The sequence below is a fragment of the Clostridioides mangenotii TR genome (assembly GCF_000498755.1).
Taxonomy (GTDB): domain Bacteria; phylum Bacillota; class Clostridia; order Peptostreptococcales; family Peptostreptococcaceae; genus Metaclostridioides; species Metaclostridioides mangenotii_A.
Map to the genome: position 1 here is coordinate 62,343 of NZ_AXUS01000004.1, position 22,109 is coordinate 84,451.

Here is a 22,109-nt window from a genome sequence, read left to right on the forward strand (position 1 = left end):
TTTCTATTCTATTACAAGATTTCCATATCCATGATCTACAGAAATTTCTTTTTTATTTAGTTCTATCCTTTTATTAAAAATAGGTCCATCCACAACCACTGTATGGTATTCCCCATTTTCTCCGCAGCAGTCAGATCCTGTATCTTTGATTTTTAATAAGACTTCTTTTGTCAGTTCTTTTCCTAAAAAACTTTCATCCAGATATTCTAAATTTACTTTTTTAATAATAGCAGTAAAACCAGAATCTATAAAATCATTTACAATAGATTCTCTATCCTCATTCCAAAGTGGAAACACAGGTTTTAGATCGACTGATTTACATCTTTCTTCATCCCATTTTCTATGATCTGCTATATCTATATCACCGAACACACACATAGTAGCTCCTAAGTCCTTTGCCTTATTTAAAGCTTCTTCAAAACTCACTTCATAGTCTTCTACACTACACTCGGCATACAAAATCTGAATATCTAGGCTTTTACTAATTCTATGTAATATATTATCTTCTAAACTATGTGTCCAAGAATTTCCCTCAGCTTTATTTACAGTTGTAAGAAGTGCTACAGGCTTATTGCCATCTTTAATCATTCTATATAGCGAAAGAATACTGTCTTTTCCTCCGCTAAAAGATAAAACAAACTTATTATTATCCAATTTGATTCCTCCTATAAATTGTATAAAATAAGTATACCAAATCATGCACTATCCTGTCCTAAAAACTTATTGTATTTTAGTTTAATATAAAAAACGCCCCGATAGCCATAAGCACTATTCCTATATATTTATAAATGTGCATAGTCACCTCACCTAGCAAAATAGAATCTATAAAAAATCCAAGCACAATCTGAGATACTAGGATTATTACCAAGGTATTAGACACCCCCAATGATGGAATTGCCATAATTGTAAAGTAAATAATAAATCCACCAAATATACCTCCAAGTAGAAATTTTGGATTTACGTCTTTAATAAATACCAGTTCCTTTACATCTCCAGCTAGTACAATACTTATCAAAAAAATACAGCTCCAACTAGCAAACTAAAAAAAGTAGCTACAAGAGCTGTTGTGTTTTTTCCTAATTCCCCATTGATAAAAGCCTCTAGCGCCGTTGAACCCCCTGCTAGCAAAGCAAATATTATAGAAGCGAATTTGTACACGAAATCACCTCCCAAAGTTTGTATAATATTAATTCTATGGTTAATAAAATAGGATAAGTACTATATACTCTTTTAAATTTTACTTTTAACTAATAAAATTTACTTTACTTCGTTTGTACCACGAGCTAATTTGTGATAACATATCTTTGTTGGAATTTAACTATTATTTATAAATTGAAAAGGTGAATGATTTGAAAAAATTTGAATACGCATTTGATAATAAAAGATACCACACTTGGAATTATCATCTAAAGAAGACTTTTGGAGAGAAAGTCTTTAAGGTATCTATAAACGCTGGCTTTACATGCCCAAACATAGATGGAACAATCAGCCATGGGGGTTGTACGTATTGTAGTAAGGAAGGGTCTGGAGACTTTGCTGGAAATCCAAAAGATGATCTAATAGATCAATTTTATAAAATAAGAGAAATGATGCACAAGAAATGGCATAACGCTAAGTATATAGGCTATTTCCAAGCTTTCACTAATACATATGCTAACTTAGATGTTTTAAAAGAAAAGTATGAAACGATACTTGAACTTGACGATGTAATTGGTTTATCAATATCAACTAGACCTGACTGTTTGCCTGATGATGTAGTAGAATACCTTGGAGAATTAAACAAAAGGACAAACCTTTGGGTAGAATTAGGACTTCAAACTATACACGACGAGACATCTAAAATAATAAACAGAGGCCACGACTACAAAGAATTCCTCGAAGGTGTAGAAAAATTAAAATCAAGGAACATAAAAACCGTAGTCCACATAATAAATGGACTTCCTGGCGAAGATTACAACATGATGATGGAAACTGCAAAAGCAGTAGGACAAATGGGCGTAGATGGCATCAAAATACACCTACTCCATGTGATAAACGACACTCCTATGGAAAAAATGTTGAAAAATGGATCATTAAGACTTATGGAAAAAGATGAATATATAAATTTAGTGTGCGATCAATTGGAAATTTTACCTAAAGAGATGATCATACACAGACTTACAGGTGACGGAAAAAGGGATGAATTAGTTGGACCACTTTGGAGCCTAAAAAATGGGAAGTACTAAACCAAATAGACGATACTTTGAAGTCTAGGGATTCGTATCAAGGAAAGAAATTGGAACATACACAGCATATATAAATCGTTTATAAAAAATCCTAATAATCGATTGTTTTATCGAAAAGTACAACCAAGGATATCGATTAAAAATGTTAATAGATATTTATTATTTTATCAAAAATACAACTAATAATTACACTATTTTCATATTGTAAAAAACCATATTAACTGCTATTATTGAAAGAGTTGAGAGTTTTATGGTTAAACTTTTACAAACACAGCCATACTATATAATGTATGTATTAAAAATCTTATGAATCTAAGGGGTGTAACTATGTTAATGAATACCCATTTTACTATAGCAAGATCAATACTAGAAAATATGGATGATAATAAAAACTTTTTTTTAAGTGATAAAAATTTTATTTATGGAAATATTAAACCAGATGCTTTTTCTAAATATAAATTGAAAAAACACTACATGGAAGAATCTCTAGATATGGTTGTTGAAAAGATCAAACACCTTAGTTCACTGACTTTAGACTACATGACTAAGTATTTTTCTATAAGTAGACTTAGCCAAGAGCTAGGGGTTATATGTCACTTTCTGTGCGATTTTTTCTGTATAGCTCACAATGAACGTTGGGAGTTTAAACACAGTATGAATAGACATGTTGTATACGAAAGAGAACTTTCATCTGTTGCTAAGGAAATTGACTTCTCTATTTTTAAACCTATGGAAATAAAAAGCAATTTCGAAACATTCTTCAATAACTTGTATAAAGAATACGAAGCAAATAAAAATCATTATAATGATTTAAGGTTTTCTACTTATATGTGTAAAAGTGTAGTAAATTACATATTAGATAATATTCTATCTAATACTGTAGCTTCATACAACATCGCAAATTGTGGTTAAGGATTATAAATATACTAAATAAAAAAATATAGGAGATTTAAATTTGATGTAGTAAAGCTCAAATTTAAATCTCCTTTTTATATCTTCATTTTATTATTTTTCAATTGTATATATTATCTAATTTTTTTAATACTCTAGTTTACAACTTCTTAGAAAATTACAAACTTGCCATGGGCTTCTAACACAACTAAATTTTAGTACTCTTTCATTATTATATCTATCGCCTCGGCAACGCTATCAGTAGTGTATTTTGCACAGCTTTTAACATCTTCTCTCGATGATGACATCGCTACACTATTTTTAAATCCATCTAACATACAAATATCATTTGGAGAGTCTCCAATAGTCATAACTTCATCCATATCAATATTTGACAAGCTACATACATATTCTATTGCAGCTCTTTTAGAAACCTTTTTAGGTACAATATTTAGAGTTATATCACTTGATAGATAGATATCCAGTACTTCACCAAACTCACTAGTTAAGTAAAGCTCTAATCTAGCTAGCTCTTCAGGGTTTTTAGACGCTATGCCTATATTCCCTACCATATTTTCATAGCTATCTCTATTTATAAAGTCTGGATCTACAGTAAAATTTCTTGAAAAAAATTTAAAATCTGAATCATCATCTAAAACAATCGCTTTTCCTTTATATTTAAAGTACATATCAGCCTCTTTTGATTCAAACCTATTTATAACTTTTTTTACAAGTCTATCATCTATAGTACCCTTAAAGACTAGTTCTTCTTTGTTATTGTATACAAATGCTCCATTTTCGCAGATGAAATATCCTTCTATTTCTAGATTATCTTTTACTATCTTTTTCGCTTGGCTAAACATTCTTCCAGTTGCTACATTAAAAATAACGCCTTTTTCTTCTATTTTTTTGATGGCTTCTATGTCTTCTGTGCTTATCTTATCGTCATTGTATAGAGTGCCATCTAAATCACAAAAAATCTGTTTAATCATAACTTCGCCCCCTAATTTAACTAAACTTTAAAAGTTCTATTCTTAAGTTGTTCAATATATCTCTAGTAGCTCTTGCTCTTATTTTTTGTCTATCACCACTATAAATATTTTTAAACACTTTGGTTTCTCCTTTTATGTGTAAAGCTGTATACACGAGCCCTACAGGTTTTTCAGTTGATCCACCATCAGGCCCAGCAATCCCTGTCGTAGAGATTCCTATATCTGTATTAAATCCTCTAGAAACTCCTTCTGCCATTTCTATTGCAGTTTCTTCGCTTACTGCACCAAATTTATTTAATGTTTCTTTTTTTACCCCCAGTCTCTTCATCTTTGCTTCATTTGAATAAGTTACACAACCCTCGACAAACACCGATGAAATTCCCGGGTAATCTATTAACGCAGAAGATACCATACCTCCTGTACACGACTCTGCTACAGCTATTTTCAAGTTTTTATCGACAAGAAGTTTTGCAGCTACCTCTTCAAGTACATTTATGCTTTCTCCACTGTAGTTATCATCATTAGTATAAACAAACTTTCCTACTCTTTTCTTTATCTTGTCCTCTACTGGTTTAATTAATCCCTCAGCTTCTTCTTCATCTTTTGCCTTTGCAGTAATTCTTATTGTTACTTCCATCTCTTTTGCATAAAGCGCGACTGTTGGATTATTTTGTTCATTTATTATATCGATTATCTCTAACTCAAGATCCGACTCTCCTATTCCATAAAGTCTTAGAGTTTTTGATATCAACTTATCATCTGTAAATTGTTTTAAATACGGCATAACATTTTCATTAAACATAGCAACCATCTCTCTTGGTGGCCCAGGAAGCACTATTATTGCCTTATCTTCTTTTCTCAAAACAGCGCCTGGCGCAGTTCCGTTGTTATTTTTAAGAACTAATGCACTTTCTGGGAAATACGCCTGCTTTTTATTGTTTGGGGCAGCTTTTCTACCTCTTCTCTCTATAAGAGATTTAATATATTCCCATGAAGGTTCGTGAAGCTCAAGCTCTTGTCCAAAATATTTTGCAGCTACTTCTTTTGTTAAATCATCAGTCGTAGGCCCAAGCCCTCCAGTTGTGATGACAACATCGCTTCTCTCTAGACTCTCTTTAAAACACTCGTATAGCCTTTCTATGTTGTCTCCTACTGTACTTTGGTGGTAGACCTCTATTCCAATAGATGCCAATTCTTTAGCAATATACTGAGAATTTGTATTTACTATATCCCCTAGCAAAAGCTCTGTTCCAACGCTTATTATTTCTGCTTTCACATTCAACACTCCTTTTAGCCCAACACTTATATGCTGCATAATTTGTATATCTTTGATTTTAGCAAATTTGCATCTACATATCAATTGAGCAAATAATCAGTTAATGTATTTTCAACTTTTTCACATTATTAATATACCTAAAAATTAAATATTAAACCACTACTCACTAAAACTTACATCTCAGTGGTACTTTCAAATAAAACTATAAAAACATATACTCTATTAAGACGATCAAATAAGAAAACTTTAAATTAAAATAGTTGGAGGTAAATTATGAAAATAGCAGTTATAATGGGTGGTATTTCTTCTGAAAGAGAAGTATCTCTAAATTCAGGAAATGAAGTTTACAATAATTTAAATAGAGATAAATACGATGTTGTAAAAATAATAATAGACGATAAAAAAGATGTATTCAATAAAATTACAGGTGATATAGATTTTGCACTTTTAGCACTACACGGAAAATTCGGTGAAGATGGGTGCGTTCAACACCTTCTAGAAACTATGGATATACCTTACTCAGGATGTGGATCACTTTGCAGTGGGATGTGCATGGATAAAAACGTAAGTAAAAAAATGCTTAGAGATTCAAATTTGCCTACTGCTCCATGGACAGTTGTAAAATCAGTTGACGAGATTGACTACGATTTTATAGAAAAAATAGGTTATCCTGTATTTATAAAACCAAACTCTGGTGGATCAAGTGTAGCTACATTCTTTGTAAAACATAAAGATGATGTCGAAAATGCAGTAAAAGAAGGACTTGAGGTCGATGAATTTGTAATGATAGAAAAATATATACCAGGAGGAGAATTTACTTCATTTGTACTAAATGGAGAGGTCTTCCCTACAATATCTATAAAATCTGATTCTGAGTTTTTCGACTATGAATCAAAGTACTCTCTAGATAACGGCGCTACTGAAGAAGTTGTATACCTAGAGAAGGATCTTCAAAAGAAATTAAACAAAATATCTGAAGAGTGTTGGAAAATATTTAACTGCAAGGCTTATGTAAGAATAGATGTAATCATTGAAGGAGATAATATATATGTGCTAGAACTTAATACTCTTCCTGGAATGACTAAAACTAGCTTGATACCAAGAAGTGCAGCAGCTAGAGGAATTGACTATTCTCAACTTTTAGATAAGATTATAGAATACTCTTTACAGTAATTTATTAAAGCTATCAGAAAGATTTGAAAATTATCTGTATTAGTAGTAATATTAATTCATTACAGTAAATTAATTTGAGGTGATAACTTGTTATTTTCAAATCTAAAACTAAACGACGATGAACCTGTTTACATACAGGTTAAAACATATATAAGGGATATGATCTCGAAAGGTCTTATCCCAAACAACAGCAAGCTCCCTTCAACGAGGGAGCTAAGCTTATTTCTTAATGTAAGTAGAAATTCAATTATAGCTACATACGACGAACTAAAAGCTGAAGGTTTAATTTATTCAGTGTCTGGAAAAGGAACTTTTGTTAACTCTGAAAACTTTATTTCCACTACTCCATGGTCAATAAATTGGAGTAACTTAGAAAATGACTATTCAAAATCTGCAAATGAGCTTGATATAGTAAAAAATGAAATTCCATGGAGCTCTGATTTAATATCATTTAAAAGTATCTCACCAGATGGAGAACTATTCGATATAGAAGAACTAAAAAAATCCTTTTTAAACAGAATTTCACTTGAGAGCCATAAACTCTTAAACTATGGTTATGCCAAAGGATATAAACCTCTTATTGACTATTTATTGAATTATATGAAAGAAAAAGGTGTCGATACAACGAATAAAGATATACTAATTACAAATGGATTTACAGAAGGGTTTGATATGATTCTATCTTCCTTTACCGACCCAGGTGACACGATTATCTGTGAAAACCCTACTCACAATACATCAATTAAACTTATGAAAACACATGGTTTAAAGATGCTCGGGGTAGATATAGACGAAAATGGACTAAATTTTGACTTGTTAGAATCGAAAATCTCTTCTAACAGTAAAAAAATTAAATTTGCTTATATAACGCCATCATACCATAATCCTACTGGAACTGTTATGATGCCTGAAGACAGATACAATTTTTACAAAATAATGCGAAAACACAACGTAGCTATAATAGAAGATGGATTTAATGAAGAGCTTCTCTACAACAGCTCTCATATATTCCCTATCTGCTCTCTAGACAATAAAAATAACGGTGTCTTATATATCGGAAGTTTTTCAAAAATACTTTTCCCAGGGCTTAGAATTGGTTGGATTTTTGCGGATAAAAACGCAATAGATAAGCTTGAGAGCGTTAAAAGATGTAGAAGCATACATACATCATTTTTAGATCAAGCGATACTATTTGACTATCTTAAAAACGATGCTTTCGAAAAGTATATTAAAAAGATAAGAAAAGTTTATGGGGATAAATTCAATCTTGCATATGAATGTGCTAAAGAACATATATTGCATGAGTACATCCTAGGAGATGGTGGACTTCATCTTTTTATAAAACTTAAAAATATAGATTCCAGAAAACTACTGGATAGGTGTTACAAGAAAAAAGTTATCTTTATGCCGGGTGATCTGTTCTCAGTCGACGGAAAAGGAAACGATACACTTAGACTTGGGTTTTCAAGGCTGACACATGATGAAATAGAAAAAGGAATAAAAATTATAGGAGAAACTATCCGAGAAATGGACTAAGCTAACTACTAAAACAGTTAGCCTAGTTCGTTTATTAATACAATCAAGATAAAGCTATATAATTAAACAGTAATTGTTAAAAATAGTTTTTGTATAATAGAAGAAAAATCAAAATTCTTTTACTTATTTTAGCAATTATTATCATTCAACCTCATCTGGCTTTCACTACTAATTCAAATTTATTTCTCGCAAGATTTTGACAATTATATTAGTTAATTTTTTAACATCTTCATCATTTAATTTATAAGTTGATGTATCTTTACGAACAGGTTTCGGGTCTGAAGGTAATAAATTAACGATATGCTTATCGATAAGTGCAATGGGTCCTTTCCCTGCTCTTTTTCTCAATTCACCTGCTAGTTTTGTGTTTACACCATCGGCACCACCGCTTATTGAAATGAAAGCATATCTACATAGATTTGTTTCGAGGTGCTTTAAGTATGCGCGTAGTGGTGTCGCCACCTGCCCCATCCAAATCGGCCCAAAAAAGAGAATCAAATCATAATTTTCTAATCTATCAGGAGTTGGTTGTACTTGTGGCGTTCTGTTAATGATTAGATCTAGGATAATTGAACCCATAGTCCGAGGTTTGGATTCCTTAATCTTGATGTGCTCCACTGCAAATTCTTTAGCTATACTGTTAGCTAAAGCTTCGTTGTTACCTGTTAATGAGTACGAAATAACTACAATCTTCATAGAAAACTCTCCATTCTAAATATCTAATATATTCATTCTTATTCCTTCAGCCACCTAAAAGTAGCCTTTAAGACCTTGTGTTACATAAATAATAATGTACTCATCCCATAATTTTGACTAACAATCATGATTTTTTCAAACGTAATCCTACCTCCTCCACCCTCAGTAGATTATTGTTTTCTTGAGCAATCCATCAAGCCCTTCATTGTAAATTCCGCCAAGTATTCTAAAACTTGTGGAAAATATTTAAGCCCAATCTCTTCCTTGTGTGTTTCTACATTGACCAAAGTAGAAAAAATTGCCATTATCATCTCAGCGTCAATATCATTTCTCACTTTTCCTTCAATTTGCCACTTCTTTACTATCTCTATAAAACTGTCGTATAGAAAATCAACACTTTCAATCCCATTTTCTTCACAAAAGCTTTGCTCTATTCTAATAAAAACATCTCTATTATACCATTCCTTTAAGATGGGATTTGAAGTCATTCCCTTAAGATTCAGAGACATAATTTCCTTCATGATATTAATGGGGCTGGATTCTAAATTAACTGAATCCATAATATCTTTTTTCAGTTTCACGTTTTCTTCCAAATAAATCTCCATAAATAGCTTATCTTTTGAAGTATAATAATTATAAAAAGTACCCGTAGCTATACCAGCCATCCTCGCTATTTCAGCAACATTTGTATCTTTAAACCCTTTGGAACTAAATAACTCTCTTCCATATTTTATAATCTCCGCTTTTCTATCGATCAAATCAGTTACCTCTTCTCTTTATTAATGTTTACCATTTTACGTCCTATAAAATCAAAAAAACATCCTGCAAACTTTTTTATTGGTCCTAAGGCTGTTTCATAATAATAGTCAGACTCAAACCAGCCTTTATCCTTATATTAGAAATAATCAAAGTACCTCACGTCAATAGACTGAAGACTTGTTCGCGTCATTCTGAACAACATCAGTCTAAAGAATGAAGGCTCTGATAGTGTAGGTCGAATAAGTCCATTATAAAATTTCACAGAGGATTTTTTGATTTTCTGTTTTAATTTTTTTTGCTGAAGTTCAGTCATTGGTTCCAGTGTAGATAAACAGCTACCTTTTGTCACATTAAAACCAAAGTTCTCTCCCATACCTTCTAGGTATTTAAGAATGTCATATCCGCCAAAAATACCCTGCGTAACTATTGCTGTAAAAGTCTTGCCAAAGAATCTTGGTCTGTGAAATATATATGCAAATCGGTCAAAAAAGTTCTTTATACGAGCTGATACCTGAAAAGCATAATTCGGAGTGGCAAAAATTACACCGTCCGAATGTTCCATCTTCTCAAGCAGTACATTCCTATCATCTTTAAGAGGACAAAATTCTTCTCCTTTATCAAAGCATAACTTACAGCCTAGACAAAACTCCAAATTATACTCACTCAAAAAACATATTCAAAATTGAATTCATCATATTGTTTTAAATATTTTTCAAATTCTTGAATTGCCTGATAGGTTGTTTTTTTGCGTGCACTTCCTATAAAAGCAGTTATTTTTTTCATTTTCAGCATCACCTCACAATTTATATATAATTTTTACATTTTTATGAATGAATATTTTTTTATTCATTCATTTATATTCATATCGTAGCATGAATATATAATTCTGTCAATTCTAATTTTTATATCACTTGTTTGTATTTCAAATGTAACAAAGGTTAATTGATATGAACAATAAAATTGTTAAAAAGACTCTTACGATCCTACACTTGATTAATAAAGAGCCCATTAAAAAATTTTTTTCTCTAAAGTGCTAACTGAAAGTAGGATTTAGATATAACTGAAAGAAAATAAAGATGTGATGTGATAATAATATTCAAAACAAAGAAAGAACTGAGAAAGCTCTTAATGATGGTATGATCGAGTATGAATTGAAGTGCAATTTATAGATAAAACAAATCTTAGTTTTGCAGATTATTTATACTATTGGTATAATGAATATGTAAGTATAAACTGTAAACATAACATAAAAAGGCTATATAATTTTATAGTAGAAAAATATTTTTTAAAAGTGATATGATATACTGTATAACTAAGGTAGCAAAAGAAAAGCTATATATACACTTTACTTTTCACATGTGGAGACATACATACTCTACAATATAAATGAAAACATGGGGCAACGCTAAAGATGTCCGATGCAGATCAGGTAATTCAATTAAAGTGTAACACTTAATACACACTCACATCACTCAGATGTTACTAAAGAATAATAAAATAAAATGTTTAAAATGTTTGAAAACTATCTAATTTAGTATTGGTCACCCTTAACTTCTCTAGGGTAGCAAAGCGGTGTTAAATATCTAATAATTATATATAGCTTTATACTAGTTGAAAGTACATAACATTTAATATATTTTTGAGTTATAATATAAATAGTTTGTATGTAATCAGGGAGTTAAAAATGGATAAGAAAAATAAAAAACGAAAAACGATCAATAAAGCAAAATTATTGCTTACTCTATTAGTACTAATTACTATAATATCAGGTTTGGCATTTGGAGGATTTAAGATATACACAATGTTAAGACTCAAAGAGGTTCCTAAGACACCCTCTAAAGTAGTTGCGCCACAAAGCGCTAAACCAGAAATCAAAGAAGAGGAAAATAAAGAAGTAATCTTCACTCATTCTGAAATACCTTATGAAGTTAGGCTCAGAATGGTAGGTAAATCTATGCCTAAGGAAGATAGTTTAATAAAATTTAGCGATCTTTCATATTTAAAATTAACTTACTACGGATTTGACAACAAGATACATAACGGAGAAATGGTTGTAAGTAAAGAAGTCGCACCAGAAGCTGTGAGTATATTTAAAGAACTTTACGAAAAAAAATATCCTATAGAAAAAATGAAGTTAATCGACGAATACGACGGAGATGATGAGGCTTCTATGGAAGATAACAATACCTCTGCATTTTGTTACAGAGTAATTTCTGGAACTGATACTCTTTCAAACCATGCTAAAGGACTTGCAATAGACATCAATCCCAAACAAAATCCTCATGTAACAGAAACTGCTGTGCTACCACAGGGTTCTGAATCATTTGCAAATAGAGATGATATTAAAAGAGGAATGATAAAAAAATACGACCTGTGTTATAAAGCTTTCACTAAGAGGGGTTGGGGCTGGGGTGGCCACTGGAAAAATCCAGACTATCAGCATTTCGAAAAATAAATAATCGATTTAGTAAGTTTATAAGATATTATATTAAAATCTAAAAATAAATTTATTATATTGTATATTGAATGAAAATAAAACTTAAAGGTGAAATTTATGAATTTAATGACTTTAGAAAATATAAGCAAGAATTATTCAGAAAAACCGTTACTTAACAACATCTCACTTGGAATAAATTCAGGTGAGAAAATTGGTATGATCGGAGTTAACGGTACTGGTAAATCTACCCTACTTAAAATAATAGTAGGAACAGAAATTAGCGATTCTGGTTCAATAATCAAAACTAACGGACTTCGAATCAAGTACCTACCTCAAAACCCAGACTACGACGAAAATTCAAGTGTACTAGAGCAAGTATTTAACAGTTCTTCAAAAGAACTTAAAATAATAGGTGAATACAATGACTTACTTGAAAAATCCAGTAAAAAACAGAGCGATGAACTCAACAAAAAAATATTAAAAGTACAGGAAAGTATCGACGATTTAAACCTATGGGATTTAGAAAGTGAAGCGAAATCAATACTTACAAAACTTGGAATAAATGATTTCTCTCAAAAAATACAAGAATTATCAGGAGGTCAGAAAAAGAGAATTTCTCTAGCATCTGCATTAATTACTCCGTGTGATTTGTTGGTATTAGATGAGCCTACCAACCATCTTGATAACGACACTATAGATTGGCTCGAAGAGTATCTTAACACTAGAAAAGGCTCTTTACTAATGATAACTCACGATAGATATTTCCTAGATGCAGTAACAAATAGGATAATAGAGTTAGATAAAGGTAGACTATTTAGCTATGATGGCAACTACTCTATTTACTTAGAGCGTAAATCAGAGAGACTTGCAATGGAAGCAAGTATAGAAGACAAAAGACAAAACCTAATAAGAACAGAATTAAAATGGGTAAGAAGAGGTGCACTAGCACGTAGTACAAAGCAAAAGGCCAGACTTCAAAGATTTGACGATCTAGTTAATAATGAAGCTTCAAAGAAAGATGAAAACATAGATATTTCAGTATCTTCAAGTAGACTTGGCAAAAAGATAATTGAAATAAACAATATTTCAAAATCATTTGGATATAAAAAAGTAATAGATAATTTAGACTACACAATTGCCCGTAATGACAGAATTGGAATAATCGGAAAAAATGGATTAGGTAAATCTACTCTTATTAACTTAATAAACAGAACAATCGAACCAGACAGCGGAACAATAGAAATTGGAGAAACCGTAAGAATTGGATTCTTCTCACAAGATGACAGTCATATGAACCCAGATCAGAGAGCAATCGATTATGTAAAAGAAGCCAGTGACTATATAGAAACAGCTGACGGAACCAGAATCACAGCATCTCAAATGTGTGAAAAATTCTTATTTAGCTCCACAATGCAGTACACTCAAATAAACAGACTATCTGGTGGTGAAAGAAGAAGACTTCACCTTCTCAGAGTCCTTATGATGGCTCCTAATGTGCTTCTACTCGATGAGCCTACCAATGACTTAGACATAGCTACTCTAAATATCTTAGAGGACTATTTAGATGGTTTTGACGGTGTTATAATAACTGTTTCACACGATAGATACTTCTTAAACAGAGTTTGTAGTAAAATATTCGCTTACGAAGGAAATGGAAAAATCTATATATACACAGGAAACTACTCTGACTACATTATTTACAGGGAAATACAAAATATCGAATTTGAAGAAGATATTAAATCAAGCTCAACCCTTGAAAAAAATACTGAAAAACAAAGCTCAGAAAAACCAAAAGAAAAGAAAAAAGTAAAGCTTTCATACAATGAACAGCGAGAGTACGACAACATAGATCAAGACATAGAAACTCTTGAGAAAAAAATAGAAGCTCTTGAAAACAGCACATCAGAATTTGCTACAGATTTTACAAAGCTACAGGAAATACTAGATGAGAAAGCTGAATTGGAGGGCGAACTTGAACATAAGTATGAAAGATGGGAATATCTGAATAATCTTGTAGAAGAGATAAATGAAGGAAGATAATAAAAAATAGCGATAAATATAAAGGATGGAGATGTCCAGCACCACAGATTGGGAAAAAGTCTGTAACTGTGCTGGACATCTCCATCCTTCACATTTATCGCTATTTTTTATTATTTTCCTCCCATTTTGGTGGAAAAAAGTTCAAACCTAAGATCTGAAAGCATTGCTTTAAGGGCGATTTAGCCCTATTTAAAATAAATATCTATACTTAATAATACTGAATATTAAACGATTAATATATTCAGCTCCTCAAATTGGAAAGTTCTGTAATTGTGAGATATCTCCAACCTTCACAATTTACACTACCCAAATAAATAGAATTTCAGACAAAGCCGCATACTCTTACATTTCTATATACTGTGACTTTTAGCCCTTCCGCTCTTAACGCATCTATTATAAGGAAGGCTATTTAAATCCGGGAAATGTAAACAAAGAGGATATCTTGCACAGTTACAGACTTTTTCCCAATCTGTTGTGCAAGATATCCTCTTTGATTGCATTTCCCGGATTTAAATAGCCAACCATACTACATAGGAAGTGCCCTTTTATTGACCTTACCGATAGGAGTAACCGGAATTTTATCAATCCTAACAATTATCTTAGGAATCATATAACTCGGTAATTGTCTTTCCAAATAATACCTTATAGACCTTGAGTTCACCTCGTCGTAGTCATGATCGTCAACTACATAGTAAGCTATTAAATACATTTCACCTTCTTCATCTTCTCTAGATACACATACTGAACTCTTTATTTCTTTAATTCTGTTTATTGTATTTTCTATTTCGTACAAGTCTATTCTAAACTCGCCTATTCTAACTTGGTTGTCTAGTCTTCCAATGTAATCTAGGCTCCCATCTTCAAGCCATCTTACAAGATCTCCTGTTCTGTACATCTTTTCTGTATACTCATCTTTTTTAAATGGATTTGGTACAAAACTTTTCTTTGTAAGTTCTTCGTCTCTTAGGTATCCCCTTGAAATTTGAATTCCTGATAAACATAGTTCTCCTGGTACACCTATCGGACAGACTTTTTCTGTTTTATCTAATACATATGCGTAAGTGTTATATATTGGCTTTCCAATTGGAACTCTATCGTATTCCCTATCTACTAGAAATGAAGTCGATATAACTGTGAATTCTGCCGGTCCATATTCGTTGTAGAGTTTATAGTTCCTGTGTTTGTATCCCTTTAGACGCTCTCCTCCTGTTTGTAGAACTCTTATAGAGAAATTGTTACAGTTCTTTATAAAAAGTTTTGCAATGGCTGTAGGTAGAGCCAAGACTGTTATATCTTCTTCCTCACAGTATTCATTTACTGTGTATTCGTTGAATTTTGATTCTTCGGGCATTATATCTACCGATGCCCCTACTAATAAGTAAGGGAATATCTGTTTCATAACTGCATCAAAACTAAAGCTCAAATATACGCCGCATATGTCTTCTTCTGTTATTTCAATAGATTCTATACTATGGAAACACATATTTATTAGGCTTTTGTGTTCGATTGTCATAGTCTTTGGTCTTCCTGTAGATCCTGAAGTGGATATTGTGTACACTCCATTATCCGGAGTTATAGTCTCTGTAAGTTTGTAAACCATATCTAAGTAACAGTTGCTATCTATATCTATTATCGTTGTATCTATGGATTTAACCTTGTATTTAAGCTCATCAGATGTTATTACAACCTTTGCATTGCTATCTTCAAGTAAGTATTCTATTCTCTCTTTTGGGTTATTTATATCTATAGGAAAAAATATTCCTCCAGCCTTCATTATTGAAATTGCTGCAACCACTATATTTAAATTTCTAGGCAACATAACAGCTACTATATCTTCAGCATGAATTCCTATATGATTTAAGTATCCTCCGAGTTTATCAGTTAATTTATCTAATTCTTTATAATTGATACATTTGTATTCATCTCTTACTGCTATATTTTCGGGATACTTGTCTACACACTCTCTAAAGATAGATATGTAGTCTCTATCTAGAGGGATATCTCTTAGAGTGTTGTTAAAATTATATAAAACAACATCTTTTTCAGATTTTGATATAAATTCTATATCATCAACTAATATATTTTCATCTGTTAGAATTTGTTTAATTATATCTCTAAATTCCCCAAGTACTCTATTTACTGTATCTGATTTGTATACTGCACTATTGTATCCTATCTGGATTTCTAGACAATCTCTTGCAGACAATATCACAAAAAATTCGTATAGTTTATCAAACCTCTCGATACAATCTTGTATATCCATCTCCTTATAAAAAAAGACTGTATTAATAAGTTTGTCTTTTAAAAGGCTTTCATTTTCTATATATATAAATGGATTATTTGCGTATTCAAGTGATCTAATCCACTGATGCTGTACCTTCTTTAACAATTTCATAAAACTGCAATTATTTTTATAGTATATTCTTAAAGGGACAAAATCTAGTGTCTTTCCAAAGACGACATCTTCTTCGTAAGTATATTTTTGAAGTATTAAACCGTATATAGTTTCAATTATGATCTCTATTGAAATTCCATTTCTGCTCGAAAAATCAATAAGCTTTTTATATATATTTTCTTCTAATATAATCGATTTAAACAATAGCTCTTCATCAGACTCTTTATTAAAATAATCGTTAGGTATTTTTGCTACATTTGTGTAACTGTCTAATAAATCACTCCAATACTTCGTCTCTAAATTTAATTTAAATTCACTCACTTTCGTCCCCTCCTCTCTTCAAAATCAAAATTACGCTTTTATGTAATAAGCTGCTTAATCTCTATGTATATTCGCTATACTCCATATTGTTTACATATATTTTATTTATACACACAAAGTTACTCTGAGATAACGATTTCTTTATTTAGTAAAAGCTATGTATAATTTGATATAAAATTTTAAATAAATTTCCAGTATATTTATATAAGACGATAGCTGATAAAAATCAAACTACCGTCTTGTATAATCTACTTTTATAATATTTTAGTAATCGTATTTATTCGTTGTCTCACACATAACTACTCTAATTTTTTTATCAAACATCTTTTTATATGCCAATAAAAACTCGTTTAACTCAGAATCCATAAGATTTATTTTTTTATCACTACATAACATAATTTTTTCTTGATCTATTATAACTTCTATGTCGTTTGTGTCATTCTTTATAGTAGTAAATATACAACTCTTAGGTTCTATTTTGCTCCCGTATATTTCGTAAAACCCAATGCTATTATTTAAAGCATCTATATTTTCTTCAGTAAAATTATTTCCATCATTACTAAGACCTAAGTTTGCTGGATCTATACCAAAACCCTTAAGCTGACTCTCTATTTCATTGGTGTCCATGCCATATCTCTCCATAAACTGCTTTTGGATATTCATAAACTTCTTCTCAGAAATATTGTTGTCTTTCATATAATCAACTATCTTATTTGAAAACTCCGACATAGTAATATTTCCATCCATTACTGAGAAATAAAGGTTATATATATATTGTTCAAATTTATCTACATCGCTATCTTTAACTTTATTCTTTAATTCATTAAAATCTATAATTCTGTCATCAGACATATTTATTCCTCCTTGCCATAAAAATCTACTTTGTAAAGATTATAACATATTTTATCATCATAATTTGAAAAACATTGACTTTTTAGGATATATATTATCATAAAATAATTTTTTAATTATTTAAATTTTTCTTGAAATCTTGATAATTTTTTCGTTTGCATCTAAAGCACATCTTTCACCTAGCGGAATTGTAAGCATAGGCATACAGTGCCCAGATTTCAAATTAAATATTGATGGCTTCTTACAATCTTTTAATGTCTCTTTTATAAGATTGTATATATCCTTATCATCAGCACAATCTTTAAAGTCCCCGAAAATGATTCCATTACAATCATCTAATTTTTTACACATTTTAAGTTGGGTCATCATTCTATCCAGTTTATAAAGTGGTTCTCCAATGTCCTCAATAAAAAGTATTTTGCCCTTTGTATCTATTTCATATTCTGTTCCAAGTGTAGATACAATTAGTGCCAAATTTCCTCCTATAATTTCACCTTCAGCAACTCCACCAAAAATCTTATGTATTTTTTGATGTTTAGGATTTTTTAAAACCAGCTCATTTTTGAAATTAATAGCATCTACCAATGACTTATAAGAAAACTTATCCCATCTCGGAGAACTTGCTCCCATTATTCCATGAAAGGTCTTAAGACCACACTTTTTATAAAATGCTAAGTGAAGAGCTGTAATATCTGAAAAGCCTATAAATATCTTAGGATTAGATCTAATTATATCGTAATTGATCATGTCGAGAATCCTCATTGCACCATATCCACCTCTGAGACACATAACAACATCCACTTCATCATCCAGAAACATCGCCTCTAAATCTCTACATCTAGTGAAGTCATCGCCCGCTAAGTATCCTTTGTAATTTAGATAACAGCTTCTACTAAATTTTACTTTATGTCCATAGCTTTCTATACATTTCTTTATATCTTCTAAGTCTCCATCCCTTAAAGGGCCTGATGGAGCAACTATTCCTATCATTATTATCACCTCATAATTATTCATATGTATATCTCTAGTTACAAGATATGATACTTAGAGCATTCTTATAATATATTTAACCAATACTCATGCATATCTGGTCAATATTTTATCTTTATATAATATAGTTTAGTATAGGTAGATAAAAAAATATACTCATAGAGAGGAAATGTTATGTTAAATATCAAAGATATATGTACTAAAATTGAAAAGTGGATTATAGATGCTAGAAGAGATATACACAAAACTCCAGAGCTTGGCTTAGAAGAATTTGTTACAAAAGAAAAAATAATAAAGTATCTAGATGAGATAGGTATCGATTACGAAATTTACGATGATCATACTGGTGTAACTGCATATATAGATTCAGGTAAGGAAAAAACTGTAGCCATAAGAGCAGATATAGATGCGCTTCCAATAAACGAGAATCTAAATCTTTCATATAGTTCCACAAATTCAGGAAAAATGCACGCTTGTGGACACGATGCTCATACTGCAATCCTACTGGGAACATGCAAGATTTTACACAACTTAAGAGATCAGTTAAATGTAAACGTAAAGTTCTTTTTTCAACCAGCAGAAGAAACGGTAGGTGGAGCTCAACTTATGATAAATAATGGATGTATGGATAACCCAAAAGTCGACTGTATTTTTGGTCTACATGTAGATCCAAGACTTGATACAGGTTTGCTAGAGCTAAAGTATAATACACTCAATGCTTCTACAGATACAATTGATATAACAGTTATAGGAGAAAAATGCCATGCAGCCTACCCTCATTTAGGAACTGATGCAATAGTGATTGCAGCAAATGTAATCACATCTTTGCAGACTATATCAAGTAGAAATGTGGATCCACTAGATTCAGTAGCCCTTTCTCTGGTATAATTAATGGAGGTATAAAGGAAAATATCTTATGTGACAAAGTAAATATTAGAGGAACTCTTAGAACTTTAAACGAAGATGTTAGATGTTTAGCAAAGAAAAGAATCATTGAGATAGCACAACTATCCTCAAAGAGTTTGGGCGGAAATGCTTATATAAATATAGAGAAAGGTTACCCTGTCCTAAAAAACACTAGTAAAATTATTGATTATGTTAAAAAAAACGCTACAGAACTGTTTGAACATGATAGAATAATAATTAGAGAAAGTGGTTGTCTTGGAGCAGAAGACTTTTCTTATTATTTGGAAAGATGCGATGGTGCATTTTATCATATTGGTTGCAAAAACACTGATAAAAATATAGGGGCTCCTCTACACTCTTCTACTTTCAATATAGACGAAGATTGTTTAAAATACGGAGTCATGATACATGTTAAAAATGTCTTATCTTACACTAATGAATAGGGGGCTATTATATGAAAATATACTTAAGTGCTGATATTGAAGGCACATGCGGTATTGTCGACTGGTCAGAAACAATTCTAGAAAACGAATTCTCAAGTCAATGTAGAAATCAAATGAGTAAAGAAGTATCATCAGCTTGTACTGGTGCCAACGAAGCTGGAGCTAAAGAGGTACTTGTAAAAGATGCACATGACAGTGCAAGAAATATAGATCCTGCTATGCTTCCTGAATGTTCAAAAATATTTAGAGGTTGGTCAAAGGATCCACAAGTTATGGTGTCTGGTCTTGATAGTAGTTTTGATGCCTGCCTATTTACAGGATATCACTCTGCTGCATTTACCGATGGAAATCCTTTGGCGCATACAATGGATATTGATTTCAGCTTCATAAAAATAAACGATAAAATCGCTTCAGAATTCACTTTTAACGCTTATGCTTGCGCTTACCACAAAGTACCTGTGGCCTTTTTAAGTGGCGATGAAGAACTTTGCAAAACTGCAAAAGAATTAAATCCAAATATAATTACAATACCTGTACTAAAGGGATATGGAAATGGATCGATATCAATTCATCCTAACTTAGCTGTAGAACAAATTAAAAACGGAGTCAAAGAATCTCTTCAAGGTGATTTATCAAGACATTTAATAGAACTACCTAAACACTTTAAAGTTGAACTTAGATATAAAGAGCACTACAAAGCATTTAAGGCATCATTTTATCCAAATATGAAAAAATAGATGCTTATACTGTACTATTTGAAACTGATGATTACTATGAGGTACTTAGAATGCTATTGTTTGTATAATCAAATACAAATCTTATTGTAATGGGGTGATTAAAATAGGCAACAAGAGAAAAATTCCTTTTTCAGAGTTTCTTTACTTAATTATGGTATTTGCCATTTTCTTCGGACTGTCCTTTATTGTATTCACATTTGTAGGTATAGGATTTTTATCATTCCTTGGTTTTGAGTATGAATCAATTTTTTCTGTAATTATTTTCTTTTTAATATACTTCTGTATCACAGGACCTATCGATTTTGCTTGTACTACTTTCTTAGATGTATTTAGATATGCAAATAGACTTCCTTACTGGCTTTATAAACTTAGCGATTTCGTATTGGATTTCACACTTACATTTTTAACTATGAATATATTGGATGAAATAATGACTTCAATAAGTATTCCATTTAGAACTGAAGTATTATTCGCCATACTATCTCATCTATTATCAGAGTGTAGTCAATACTTCAATAAAGATGGCAAGAAAAAAAACAAAAGAAAGATAGTTTTCAATAAATATAAGAGACTGAGTTGCATCTTGGTCTTTTTTTATTCTAACATAATAATACGATTTTCATTAAAATACATTACTTTATTTCAAAAGCATCTATACTTTCTTTAAATTATAAAAATATTAATATATATCTTTATAAAATTAACAATCATAAAACTAGACATATAAAATATTACATTATACAATGGAAATAAGGACATTTAAATTAAGCCAAATTTAAGTGTTAGATTATAATGCAAGGAGGATGTTATGGACAACAATTATACCATGCCAATATACCAAAAAATAGCTTTGGATGTTGCAAACAAGATTTATACTGGTGAGATTAAAGAAGATACGATTTTATATGGTCGTTCTATACTTGCTGGAAAATACAACGTCTCTCCTGAAACTATCAGAAGGGCAGTAAAAATATTAGAAGATATTGATGTCGTTAAAAGTGTGAAAGGTAAGGGTGTTATAGTTTTATCTTCTGAAAAGGCTTACTCATTTATAAAGAAATACCAAGATATAACTAATATTTCTTCGTATAAGTCTACTCTTAGAAATTTAATTGATAGTAAAGCTGACATAGATGTGAAAATTATTGATACTATTGGAAAAATCATAGACTATTCTAATAGACTCGAAATAATTAACCCTCTAGTCCCTATTCAATTTGAAATTAAGAGTGATTGCAAATATATAGGCGACACTGCGGCAAACACAAATTTCTGGCAGAATACAGGCGCTACTATAGTAGCAATTAAAAGAGGTGAAGAGCTTATAATTTCACCAGGACCTTACATAGAGTTCTTGGAGGGTGATATAGTTCTTGCCGTTGGAGACCAACACATATACAATTCAGTTCCTATGTTTTTATATGACAAAAAATAGTCATA

Annotated in this window: 21 protein-coding genes and 1 pseudogene; 11 read left to right on the forward strand and 11 right to left on the reverse strand. The window is 31.2% G+C overall.

Annotation, left to right across the window (positions count from 1 at the left end):
• Positions 1-3: 3 nt before the first annotated feature.
• The 3 genes from T473_RS0103120 to T473_RS19000 all read right to left on the reverse strand — a co-directional run bounded on the left by T473_RS0103120 (position 4) and on the right by T473_RS19000 (position 1,158).
• Positions 4-654 carry a Dph6-related ATP pyrophosphatase gene (locus T473_RS0103120; RefSeq protein WP_024620588.1) on the reverse strand — a complete coding sequence of 217 codons (651 nt, stop codon included), beginning with the start codon at positions 652-654 and terminating at the stop codon, positions 4-6.
• A gap of 76 nt (positions 655-730) precedes the next feature.
• Positions 731-1,015 carry a DMT family transporter gene (locus T473_RS16075; RefSeq protein WP_024620589.1) on the reverse strand — a complete coding sequence of 95 codons (285 nt, stop codon included), beginning with the start codon at positions 1,013-1,015 and terminating at the stop codon, positions 731-733.
• Positions 1,012-1,158, reverse strand: coding sequence for a DMT family transporter (locus T473_RS19000; protein ID WP_242825844.1), 147 nt, complete (start codon positions 1,156-1,158; stop codon positions 1,012-1,014). The genes T473_RS16075 and T473_RS19000 overlap by 4 nt, the downstream gene beginning before the upstream one ends.
• Before the next feature lie 191 nt (positions 1,159-1,349).
• Between T473_RS19000 and mnmL the strand changes: the two are divergent.
• Both mnmL and T473_RS0103135 read left to right on the forward strand, forming a co-directional pair.
• A pseudogene (gene mnmL, locus T473_RS16080) lies at positions 1,350-2,299 on the forward strand (tRNA modification radical SAM protein MnmL/YtqA).
• 253 nt (positions 2,300-2,552) lie between these two features.
• Entirely contained in the window at positions 2,553-3,137 is a 585-nt protein-coding gene (locus tag T473_RS0103135) for a zinc dependent phospholipase C family protein (protein ID WP_024620590.1), read from the forward strand.
• Between the two features lie 194 nt (positions 3,138-3,331).
• On the opposite strand, the gene T473_RS0103140 is transcribed toward T473_RS0103135, so the two are convergent.
• Both T473_RS0103140 and T473_RS0103145 read right to left on the reverse strand, forming a co-directional pair.
• Positions 3,332-4,108 (reverse strand): HAD family hydrolase, encoded by a 777-nt coding sequence (locus tag T473_RS0103140; protein ID WP_024620591.1) that lies wholly within the window; start codon positions 4,106-4,108, stop codon positions 3,332-3,334.
• Positions 4,109-4,124: 16 nt separating this feature from the next.
• Complete coding sequence (locus T473_RS0103145) at positions 4,125-5,384, reverse strand: competence/damage-inducible protein A (RefSeq protein ID WP_024620592.1); 1,260 nt, start codon at positions 5,382-5,384, stop codon at positions 4,125-4,127.
• A gap of 273 nt (positions 5,385-5,657) precedes the next feature.
• Here T473_RS0103145 and T473_RS0103150 point away from each other — a divergent pair, with 273 nt between their 5' ends.
• Positions 5,658-6,557: a D-alanine--D-alanine ligase gene (locus T473_RS0103150; protein WP_024620593.1), complete on the forward strand. Its 900-nt coding sequence runs from the start codon at positions 5,658-5,660 to the stop codon at positions 6,555-6,557.
• Positions 6,558-6,644: 87 nt separating this feature from the next.
• The gene (locus T473_RS0103155; RefSeq protein ID WP_024620594.1) at positions 6,645-8,093 is read left to right on the forward strand and encodes an aminotransferase-like domain-containing protein; all 1,449 of its coding nucleotides are present in this window, start codon (positions 6,645-6,647) and stop codon (positions 8,091-8,093) included.
• 168 nt (positions 8,094-8,261) lie between these two features.
• Here the strand turns inward: T473_RS0103155 and T473_RS0103160 are convergent, their stop codons facing one another.
• From T473_RS0103160 to T473_RS16085, 3 genes are all read right to left on the reverse strand, one after another.
• Positions 8,262-8,789: a flavodoxin family protein gene (locus tag T473_RS0103160; protein ID WP_024620595.1), complete on the reverse strand. Its 528-nt coding sequence runs from the start codon at positions 8,787-8,789 to the stop codon at positions 8,262-8,264.
• Positions 8,790-8,959: 170 nt separating this feature from the next.
• Entirely contained in the window at positions 8,960-9,547 is a 588-nt protein-coding gene (locus T473_RS0103165; RefSeq protein WP_024620596.1) for a TetR/AcrR family transcriptional regulator, read from the reverse strand.
• A gap of 137 nt (positions 9,548-9,684) precedes the next feature.
• On the reverse strand, positions 9,685-10,200 hold the full coding sequence (locus tag T473_RS16085; protein ID WP_242825845.1) for a flavodoxin family protein: 516 nt from the start codon (positions 10,198-10,200) through the stop codon (positions 9,685-9,687).
• A 1,032-nt stretch (positions 10,201-11,232) separates the two neighbouring features.
• Between T473_RS16085 and T473_RS0103175 the strand changes: the two genes are divergently transcribed.
• Both T473_RS0103175 and T473_RS0103180 read left to right on the forward strand, forming a co-directional pair.
• On the forward strand, positions 11,233-12,003 hold the full coding sequence (locus T473_RS0103175) for a M15 family metallopeptidase (RefSeq protein ID WP_024620597.1): 771 nt from the start codon (positions 11,233-11,235) through the stop codon (positions 12,001-12,003).
• A gap of 99 nt (positions 12,004-12,102) precedes the next feature.
• Positions 12,103-14,025 carry an ABC-F family ATP-binding cassette domain-containing protein gene (locus tag T473_RS0103180; RefSeq protein WP_024620598.1) on the forward strand — a complete coding sequence of 641 codons (1,923 nt, stop codon included), beginning with the start codon at positions 12,103-12,105 and terminating at the stop codon, positions 14,023-14,025.
• Positions 14,026-14,551: 526 nt separating this feature from the next.
• Here the strand turns inward: T473_RS0103180 and T473_RS0103185 are convergent.
• From T473_RS0103185 to T473_RS0103195, 3 genes are all read right to left on the reverse strand, one after another.
• Positions 14,552-16,741 (reverse strand): amino acid adenylation domain-containing protein, encoded by a 2,190-nt coding sequence (locus T473_RS0103185; RefSeq protein ID WP_024620599.1) that lies wholly within the window; start codon positions 16,739-16,741, stop codon positions 14,552-14,554.
• A 264-nt stretch (positions 16,742-17,005) separates the two neighbouring features.
• A complete protein-coding gene (locus tag T473_RS0103190) occupies positions 17,006-17,593 on the reverse strand; it encodes a DUF3867 domain-containing protein (RefSeq protein WP_024620600.1) in 588 nt (195 codons plus the stop codon).
• Between the two features lie 120 nt (positions 17,594-17,713).
• Positions 17,714-18,607: a S66 peptidase family protein gene (locus tag T473_RS0103195; protein WP_038300225.1), complete on the reverse strand. Its 894-nt coding sequence runs from the start codon at positions 18,605-18,607 to the stop codon at positions 17,714-17,716.
• 150 nt (positions 18,608-18,757) lie between these two features.
• On the opposite strand from T473_RS0103195, the gene T473_RS19590 reads away from it, so the two are divergent.
• From T473_RS19590 to T473_RS0103210, 5 genes are all read left to right on the forward strand, one after another.
• Positions 18,758-19,471 (forward strand): M20 metallopeptidase family protein, encoded by a 714-nt coding sequence (locus T473_RS19590; RefSeq protein ID WP_330369349.1) that lies wholly within the window; start codon positions 18,758-18,760, stop codon positions 19,469-19,471.
• A 134-nt stretch (positions 19,472-19,605) separates the two neighbouring features.
• Positions 19,606-19,932, forward strand: coding sequence for a M20/M25/M40 family metallo-hydrolase (locus T473_RS19595; protein ID WP_330369350.1), 327 nt, complete (start codon positions 19,606-19,608; stop codon positions 19,930-19,932).
• An 11-nt stretch (positions 19,933-19,943) separates the two neighbouring features.
• A complete protein-coding gene (locus tag T473_RS16095; RefSeq protein ID WP_242825846.1) occupies positions 19,944-20,669 on the forward strand; it encodes a M55 family metallopeptidase in 726 nt (241 codons plus the stop codon).
• Positions 20,670-20,763: 94 nt separating this feature from the next.
• Positions 20,764-21,336 carry a regulatory YrvL family protein gene (locus T473_RS19970; protein ID WP_077173558.1) on the forward strand — a complete coding sequence of 191 codons (573 nt, stop codon included), beginning with the start codon at positions 20,764-20,766 and terminating at the stop codon, positions 21,334-21,336.
• Positions 21,337-21,477: 141 nt separating this feature from the next.
• Positions 21,478-22,104 (forward strand): GntR family transcriptional regulator, encoded by a 627-nt coding sequence (locus T473_RS0103210; RefSeq protein ID WP_024620602.1) that lies wholly within the window; start codon positions 21,478-21,480, stop codon positions 22,102-22,104.
• The last annotated feature ends 5 nt before the right edge of the window (positions 22,105-22,109 follow it).